The sequence below is a fragment of the Chamaesiphon sp. genome, from assembly GCF_041737865.1.
Classification (GTDB): domain Bacteria; phylum Cyanobacteriota; class Cyanobacteriia; order Cyanobacteriales; family Chamaesiphonaceae; genus Chamaesiphon.
The window spans coordinates 1-2,801 of record NZ_JBGSQZ010000090.1 but is presented as its reverse complement, the minus strand read 5'-3'; the positions used below and the strand labels follow the sequence as shown (position 1 = coordinate 2,801).

The following is a 2,801-nucleotide window of genomic DNA, read 5'->3' as shown; positions in this document are numbered from 1 at the left end:
AGAGCGCGAGCTTGCCGAAGAACACGTACACGTTCTCCAAAGAGTGTTAGAATCACCTTATCTCCATTAAGCTGCTACAACTACTTACTGCACACAGTTAACCATTAAAGATGACTATAAGTCTACGGACTATAAGTATCGTTTGCGCTGAATAATCAACGCTTTCGAGTCAAAACTCATAACTTGCGTTTAGTTGTCAGGCAAGCCTAAATACCAAGCCAGCTAACACGAACGTTGGCAAGAGTTAACTGGGTAAAAGAAACAATAAATTTACAAAGCACGTCCAATTCTCATTTACAGACGATTTAGACTCAATCAGCAACCTCCAGAAACAGATAGCATTTACCAAAGTACTACTCCCGCAACGAATAGCCGACACCGCGTGCGGTATGAATCAATCGCTTCTCACTATCATGCTCCAACTTCAACCGCAGATAGCGAACGTAGACCTCAATAATATTTGAGTCACCCAGAAAATCATACCCCCAGATATTTTCGAGAATTTGCTCTCTAGTAAATACCTGACGCGGATGACTCATTAAGTATTGGAGCAGATCGAATTCCTTGGCGGTTAAGTCGATCGATCTCGATCCGCGATGGACTTCACGAGTGCGGCGATTGAGACTCAAATCTTCAAACTGCAACAAATCTGTATCCGTATCTTGCGTGCGCCTTAGATGAGCGCGGATTCTGGCTAATAGCTCCTCAATACTAAAGGGTTTGACTAAATAATCATCGGCTCCCGCATCTAAACCCGTGACGCGATCTCCAACTTCATCTCTAGCAGTTAGCAAAATCACCGGAATCTTAATTCCAGTAGATCGCATTCTGCGACAGAGTTCGACACCAGTTAAACCGGGCAACATCCAATCCAAAATCGCTAAATCTGGCTCCGACTCACGTACCAAAGCTAGCCCTGTCATGCCGTCATGCGCCACACTGACGCGATAGCCTTCACTTTCCAATTCCAACTCGATAAATCGGGCGAGTTTAATTTCATCTTCAACCAACAGGATATGTTGTGCTGTCATCTGTTTCTCCTTCACCTTTGTTGGTGTGCCCATTCACTAATTATCTGTGCTTGGGCTGTTATTTGGGCATTTTTAGATCTGGAGCTGACTGAATAGTACAGGGCTTTTTATCGCATTGTTGCTCGTAGAGCTTTCCGACATAAGGCTTCTGCCAAACCAGGGGAATTTCTAGCAATGACTTAACTCCAGTAAAAGCTTGCCCGATGAACAGGAGGAGTGCGATTCTCTTTCAGAGAGGCTACGCCAACGAATTTAAAACAATATGAATATTCCGCCACCGATGAGTACGATCCTGATAGATTTCTCTGACGATCGCGAGGGAAAAAATCATCAGTAATGCCGCAGCAATCCCGTAATAGTAATGTAATGAGAAATATACCATTGTGCATCATTCCGATAAACCCCATCCTGACTGCCCAACAGAATCAGTGCAACACTGGTAAGGATGGCAAATACACTCCGCCAGAATCTGGTTTTCGCACGGTAAAGTAAGGCTAACGATGCGATCGCCGCTATAAAAACCAGGCTGATTAAGATAACTTGGAATGGATTTTTTACCCACACTTGTTTGTCTACAATATGGCCAAACACATCGACGGCAAATGCAATTAGGACGATACCCACCACCGAACCAGTCAGCCACCGACCTAATTGAGCGTGTTCGGGGCCTGCACTGGGCGGAATTGCACTTTTGGCTCCAGTCGATACCTGCAACCGCCGCTGGCGAGTTTGGAGCGCACGATTGACAACTATGCCAATTAATGGAAATACCACAATCACAGCAATAAATGGATGTAGCAATAAGATTGTATCTCTGTCCATAATAATTAATTGATAATTGATAATTGGGTTGTTATGATGGAGATTTAGATGCCATCGCAATAACAATTAACATTTTAAAAAATGAGGATTAAATAACGTGCAATGCCTCCTTTGGTAGGGGCAATTCATGAATTGCCCCTACCAAAGGAGGCTGCCTTGCAAAAAAAGAAAAGGGTATCAGGGTATAAGATTCACGTCCTTTCACCTTATACCCACCCAACAACAGTGTTCATACTAATAACTGCAACCTAACAAATTAGGCGATTACTTAACTTCACTTGCTGGAAATGCAGCTATTCTACCTTTTTTGACCGCAACTACCACATCATAAGTAGCACAATAAGAGAAGGTGACATGATTGGCTTTGTTATATAAATTGACAACCATTCCTGCGCCACCAGGTTGAACTCCCAGCGGTTCTAGATCGCCGTAGAAGAACCGACGTAGCTGGTCGCCACCACCGATCTGACCCTTATTTTTAGTAATTAAACTGATTTTTTCTTGGACGGAGGGGCCTTCAGCGGCACTAGCAACTATCCCAATCGATGGAGTGAATGTGTTAGGTGCAACGTGACCGACAGTAACTAAGCCCAACAGTGCAACACTTGTAATCAAAGAAGTTAATTTCATGAGAGTATCCTGCTAAATGTCGATATAGTGTGTTTCAGATGAACTCAACTGGTTCACTGATTTAACTATGGGGTTTTTTGCATAAACCCTCCAAAAGGGGGAATAAGCAGATTTATATACTAGGGCTAGCAGTTTTCTTCAAGTAATGATAGACACTCGCCTTAGAAAGACTAAACTCTTTCATCAGAATTTTAATCAGAGTAGCTTGTGCCCGTCTGAGATGAAGCAAGGGCGATCTGCGAAGCAGACAAAAGCTGTTTACGACCGAAGCGAACACCCAACTCCTTCGCCTTGTGAATACCGTCAAGCTGCCGCTCA

The 2,801-nt window shown here is 43.6% G+C and carries 2 protein-coding genes and 1 pseudogene; all 3 read right to left on the bottom strand.

All coding sequences use genetic code 11. From position 1 onward, the window contains the following. Positions 1-353: 353 nt before the first annotated feature. A complete protein-coding gene (locus ACEW9J_RS06470; protein WP_373544316.1) occupies positions 354-1,031 on the bottom strand; it encodes a response regulator transcription factor in 678 nt (225 codons plus the stop codon). Positions 1,032-1,089: 58 nt separating this feature from the next. Continuing rightward, a pseudogene (locus tag ACEW9J_RS06465) lies at positions 1,090-1,853 on the bottom strand (DUF4079 domain-containing protein). Between the two features lie 264 nt (positions 1,854-2,117). After that, on the bottom strand, positions 2,118-2,483 hold the full coding sequence (locus ACEW9J_RS06460; protein WP_373544315.1) for a hypothetical protein: 366 nt from the start codon (positions 2,481-2,483) through the stop codon (positions 2,118-2,120). Between the last annotated feature and the right edge of the window lie 318 nt (positions 2,484-2,801).

Excerpts from the sequence above, each read along its gene's own strand:
- ACEW9J_RS06460 (WP_373544315.1), bottom strand. The coding sequence starts at position 2,483 with ATGAAATTAACTTCTTTGATTACAAGTGTTGCACTGTTGGGCTTAGTT.
- ACEW9J_RS06470 (WP_373544316.1), bottom strand. The coding sequence starts at position 1,031 with ATGACAGCACAACATATCCTGTTGGTTGAAGATGAAATTAAACTCGCC.